The sequence below is a fragment of the Streptomyces lushanensis genome, assembly GCF_001700515.1.
Classification (GTDB): domain Bacteria; phylum Actinomycetota; class Actinomycetes; order Streptomycetales; family Streptomycetaceae; genus Streptomyces; species Streptomyces lushanensis.
The window spans coordinates 1-5,395 of sequence record NZ_MAUD01000294.1; the positions used below are offsets into that span (position 1 = coordinate 1).

Here is a 5,395-nt window from a genome sequence, read left to right on the forward strand (position 1 = left end):
GCCGAGCCCCCGCCACCGCTCCGAGCGCTCCGACCGCTCCGGCCTCCTTGACCGCTCCGAGCTCCCTGACCGCTCCGACGGGACGGGCCCGGCCGCCGAGGACCGTCTGAGAGACTGTGGCCCATGACGGAGACCACCCGGACGACGGTCGGCATCGGCGGCGCCGCGGAGAGCACCGACATGGTGCTCAACATCGGGCCGCAGCACCCCTCGACACACGGTGTGCTCCGCCTGCGTCTGGTGCTCGACGGCGAGGTGATCCGCAGCGCGGAGCCGGTCATCGGCTATATGCACCGCGGCGCGGAGAAGCTCTTCGAGGTGCGCGACTACCGGCAGATCGTGGTGCTCGCCAACCGCCACGACTGGCTCTCGGCGTTCTCCAACGAGCTGGGCGTGGTGATGGCCGTCGAGCGGATGCTCGGGATGGAGGTGCCCGAGCGCGCCGTCTGGACGAGGACGCTGCTGGCCGAGCTGAACCGCGTACTGAACCACCTGATGTTCATCGGTTCGTATCCGCTCGAACTGGGCGGTATCACTCCGGTGTTCTACGCCTTCCGGGAGCGCGAGGAGCTCCAGGCCGTGATGGAGGAGGTCTCCGGCGGCCGGATGCACTACATGTTCAACCGGGTGGGCGGTCTCAAGGAGGACCTCCCGGCGGGCTGGCTGGGCCGGGCCGGGCACGCGGTCGCCGAGGTACGCTCACGGATGGACGTGTACGACCGGCTGGTCCTCGGCAACGAGATCTTCCGGGGCCGTACCCACGGTGTCGGAGTGCTGTCGCGGGAGGCGGTCCACGCGTACGGGGTGTCCGGGCCGATCGCGCGCGCCTCGGGCGTGGACTTCGATCTGCGCAGGGACGAGCCGTATCTGGCGTACGGCGAACTCCAGGACACGCTCAGGGTCGTCACCCGCGAGGACGGCGACTGTCTGGCCCGGTTCGAATGCCTGCTGGAGCAGACGCACAACGCGCTGGCCCTGGCGGACGCCTGTCTGGACCGGATCGCGGAGCTGCCGCCCGGACCGATCAACCAGCGGCTGCCCAAGGTGCTCAAGGCGCCCGAGGGACACACCTACGCCTGGACCGAGAATCCGCTCGGGATCAACGGCTACTACCTGGTGTCGAAGGGCGAGAAGACCCCGTACCGGCTCAAGCTCCGCTCGGCCTCCTTCAACAACATCCAGGCGCTGACCGAACTGCTGCCCGGAACGCAGGTCGCGGACATGGTGGCGATCCTCGGATCGCTCTTCTTCGTCGTCGGCGACATCGACAAGTAGCGGCCGACCGCCGGGGTGCGGGCTCTGCGACCTGGACTCCGTGATCCGGGCGGACCGGGAAGGCGGGCGCTTCCGCCCGCGCTCCACCGTGTCCCTCGTGGTGCTGTCGTGATCAGGGGCGCTGATTGAAGGCCGTGGTCAGAGGCCGTGGCAGAAACCGTGGTCGTGACAGAAATATCGGCCGGGGGCGGTGGTCAGGAACTGACCGCGTTGCGCAGCGAGCCGAGTCCGAGCGGCTCGGTCTCGTCGTGCTCGGTCAGATCAATGACCTGGCCGACGGCGCGCTCCTCGGTCCCGCGCCGCTCCGCGAGGGCCTCCTCGCCCACCACATCGGCGAGATCCTCGGCCGCCACGGCCTCCGTGGTGTCCACGGCGTCCGCGGTCTCCGTGGCCTCCGCCTCCGTACGCGCCGGCTCGCCCGCCGTCGCGGGCCCTTCGGCGTCGGCCGCGGACTCCGTCCCGCCCGTGGGCCCCGCGTCGTCGGCCGTCTTCTTGTGCTGACCGCCGCTGTCACGCCCACCGCGAGCACCCGGCACGCTCTGTCCGTGTCCGTGCCCGGCCTGCGTACCGAAGAAGTCGAAACCGCCCTCGGACCGGCGCACCGGGCCGCGCTCGGGCGAGTACGGCACGATCGCGGACGGAGTCGCCGTCCTGGTGGCGGGAAGTGCGGACGCCGAGCGGCTGTGCTGCTCGGTCCCCTCCTCCGGCGTCTCGCTCCCCCGGGGCTCCGCCCGCTCCGGGTCCATGGCCTGCTCGACGGCTCGCGCCGCGGCCCGCTCGACGGACTCGCGCTCGCGGGCCGCCGCCGCGTCGGCCTCTTCACTCGCCCGCTGGGCCGCGCCGTTGCGCGACAGCTCGTCCAGGGCCCGCGCCGCACTGAGATACGCCGCCGCGATGGACGTACCGCCCGCCGCCGGCAGGGCCTTGGGCGTGACCGCCGCCTCGATGGCGAGCTGGCGCCGGCCTTCCAGCGCGGTGGCGCGCTCGGTCTCCGCCGTGGCGTACCGGCGCAGCAGCGCCGCGTGCTCACCGCGCAGCCTGGCCAGCTCGACCCGCTTGGAGCGCAGCTTGGCCTCCAGCTTGAGACGCAGCTCGCGCGCCTCCTCGACATCGGCCTCCAGCTCGGCGGTGCGCTCCTCGGTCCGCCACTGGTCGCTCTCCCGCGCGCGGGTCAGCTCGGCGACCCGGCGCCCGGCGGAGCGGTCCCAGGCGCGCATCAGGACCGCGCCGCTGACGGCCGCGGCGGCCGTGGCCGCGACCAGACCCCGGAGCACCACGGGTTCCGCGAGGAACCAGGCGCCCGAGGCGCAGAGAACCGCGGCTCCGGCGACCGCCGACGGCGGCAGAAGCTTGTGGAGAGGTGGGGAATGGCGGTGGCGTCCACGTGACATGGCCTGAAATTTACCGTGTGCCGGGAGGGATTGGGGGGCCGGTCGGACAATCGGCCCTACCACGTTTACGCGGAGGGCCGATCCCTTTCCCCTCTTTCCTCTACAGAACTCCGTTTTGCCTGCCGTCACTTACCTCTCGGCGGCCTCGCGACCGCCGTTCCACGGCTACTTCTTGACCAGACCTTTGGACTCCAGATACTCCTTGGCGACATCCTCCGGCTTCGCGCGCTCGGCATCGACCTTGAGGTTCAACTGCGCGAGATCGTCGGTCGTCAGCGCGGCGGTCAGCTTGCCCAGGACATCGGCTATCTCCTGCGAACCCGCGTCCTTGGCATTGACCACCGGCAGTACGTTGTCGGCGTTCTGGAGCTTCTTGTCGTCCTCCAGCACGACCAGTCCGAAACTGTCGAGCGTGCCGTCGGTGGTGGAGCTGAGAACCACCTGGTCCACACCGTCCTTGACGGCCTGCTTGGACTGCGGAGTGCCGACGCCCTTGGGGTCGATCCCGGCGACATCGATGCCGTACGTCTTCTTCAGGCCCGGCGCGCAGAACGGCCGCACCTCGCACTCGTCGCCCGCCGCGATCTTCACTTTGATCTTGGACTTTCCAAGATCGGAAAGGGTCTTGAGGCTGTTCTTCTCGGCGAATTCCTTGGTGACCGCGAAAGCATTCTGGTCGACGGCCTGGCCGACCTGCAGCACCTTCAGTCCGAGCGGCTCGGCGAGCTTCTTCAGCTCGGCGACGGTGGCGTCCGCGTCGCTGGAGGCGAGCGGCTTCGCCAGGGCCGCGTCGGCGCCGTTCACCTTGGCGTTGAGGAATTCCGTGATCGTCGCCGCGTATTCCGGTACGACGTCGATCTCGCCCTTCTCCAGCGACGGTTCGTACAGCTCACGGTTCTTCACCGTGGTCACGGACGTCGAGTAGCCGGCGTCACCCAGGATCTGGGCGTACAGCTCCGCCAGCACCTTGGACTCCGTGAAGGCCGCCGCGCCGATGACGAGCGAGCCCTTCCCGCCGGAGCCGGCGTCGGCCGTCGAGCCGGAGCCCGCCTTGTCGTTCTCCAGGCTGTCGCCGCCGCATGCGGCGAGCGATGTGGTCAGAGCCACCGCTCCCAGTACCGCACCCGCGATGCGCGAGGTCTTGCTCATGAGGTTCACCATTCTCCAAGAAGCCTTGAGGTCGGTCGTCACGCGGTCGTGCGGGACGGGGTCCTGCCGTCGGAGGTCCGGGACTGCCCGGAGGGCCCGGCGGGCCCGGCCGGGCCTGAGGGTCCGGTGGCGACGGACGGAGCGGGGTCGATCACCCGGTCCAGCGCCACCAGCACGCCTTCGACGAACAGCGCGAGCAGTGCGACGAGGAGTGCCCCGGCGACCACCTGCGGGGTGTTGTACGTGTTGAAGCCGGCGGTGATGATCCGGCCGAGCCCGCCCTGACCGACCATCGCCGCGATGGTGGCGGTGGCCACCACCTGGACGGAGGCGGACCGCAGCCCGGTCATGATCAGCGGGTACGCGAGCGGCAGCTCCACCCGGGCGAAGAGCTGGCGTCCGGACATCCCCATCCCCCGGGCGGCCTCCACGACCGCGCTGTCCACCTCCCGCATCCCGACATAGGCGTTGGTCAGCAGAGGCGGCACGGCGAAGAGCACCAGGGCGATGACCGTGGGCACCGAGCCCGCGTTGCGCAGCGGCGAGACCATGAACAGCGCGAGCACGGCGAAGACGGGAATCGCCCGGCCCACGTTGGAGATATTGATCGCGAGCGCGCCGCCCCTGCCGATGTGCCCGAGGTACAGCGCCAGAGGCAGGGCTATCGCGCAGGCCAGCGCCAGCGAGACGCCGCTGACATAGACGTGCTCGGCCAGGCGGTGCCACACACCGCTGTCGCCCTCCCAGTTGGCGCCGGTCGTCAGCCAGCTCCAGGTATCTCCGAGGACACCCATGGTCAGCCCACCGCCTTGGCCGGCGAGCCGCCCGCACCGGGCGTACGCGCCGTACGTATTCGGGTCCAGGGCGTCAGCAGCCGCTGCGCGCCGAGCAGCAGCAGATCGGCCACGACCGCCAGCAGCACACAGAGCACGGACGCCGTCAGCACCTGCGCCTTGAAGAAGCTCGGCAGCGCGTCCTCGATCAGATTGCCCAGACCGCCTCTGCCGACAATGGAACCGACCGTGGTCAGCGCGATCGTCGAGACCGTGGCGATCCGCAGACCGGCCATCAGCGCGGGCAGGGCGAGCGGCAGCTCGACCTCCCAGAGCATCCGCCCGGGGCCGTATCCCATCCCGCGGGCCGCCTCCCGTGCCTCTTCGGGCACCGAATCCAGCCCCGCCATGATGTTCCGCACGAGAATGGTCAGTGAATAGAGCACCAAGCCCGTGATCACCAGACCGGCGGAGAGCCCGAAGACCGGAAGCAGCAGCGAGAACATCGCCAGCGAGGGAATCGTGTAGAGCAGAGTCGTCAGCCCCAGCACCGGTGCGGCGAAAGAGGGCCTGCTCCGCGCGAGCAGTGCCAGGGGAAAGGCCACCAGCAGTCCGATCACGACGGAAACAGCGGTGATCCACACATGCTGGACCGTGGCATCGATCAGCTCCTGACTGCGGGAGCGGAGATATTCCCCGCAGATCCAGTCGTTCGCCGCCAGGCAGCTCTGTGTCTTCAAGCCTTCCACCTCCCCCGTCTGTCCGACCTCGGCCGTCCGGGCCCGCCGGCCGAGGTCGGACAGACGG

5 protein-coding genes are annotated in these 5,395 nt (G+C 69.9%); 1 reads left to right on the plus strand and 4 read right to left on the minus strand.

From position 1 onward, the window contains the following. Positions 1 to 123: 123 nt before the first annotated feature. Complete coding sequence (locus BFF77_RS23025) at positions 124 to 1,275, plus strand: NADH-quinone oxidoreductase subunit D (RefSeq protein ID WP_066952957.1); 1,152 nt, start codon at positions 124 to 126, stop codon at positions 1,273 to 1,275. A gap of 194 nt (positions 1,276 to 1,469) precedes the next feature. Here the strand turns inward: BFF77_RS23025 and BFF77_RS23030 are convergent, their stop codons facing one another. From BFF77_RS23030 to BFF77_RS23045, 4 genes are all read right to left on the minus strand, one after another. Next, positions 1,470 to 2,666 carry a hypothetical protein gene (locus tag BFF77_RS23030; protein WP_211280302.1) on the minus strand — a complete coding sequence of 399 codons (1,197 nt, stop codon included), beginning with the start codon at positions 2,664 to 2,666 and terminating at the stop codon, positions 1,470 to 1,472. A 165-nt stretch (positions 2,667 to 2,831) separates the two neighbouring features. Continuing rightward, positions 2,832 to 3,815: an ABC transporter substrate-binding protein gene (locus BFF77_RS23035; RefSeq protein WP_066952959.1), complete on the minus strand. Its 984-nt coding sequence runs from the start codon at positions 3,813 to 3,815 to the stop codon at positions 2,832 to 2,834. Between the two features lie 38 nt (positions 3,816 to 3,853). Further along, on the minus strand, positions 3,854 to 4,609 hold the full coding sequence (locus BFF77_RS23040; RefSeq protein ID WP_079125404.1) for an ABC transporter permease: 756 nt from the start codon (positions 4,607 to 4,609) through the stop codon (positions 3,854 to 3,856). 2 nt (positions 4,610 to 4,611) lie between these two features. Further along, positions 4,612 to 5,328 carry an ABC transporter permease gene (locus tag BFF77_RS23045; protein ID WP_066952963.1) on the minus strand — a complete coding sequence of 239 codons (717 nt, stop codon included), beginning with the start codon at positions 5,326 to 5,328 and terminating at the stop codon, positions 4,612 to 4,614. Positions 5,329 to 5,395: the final 67 nt, after the last annotated feature.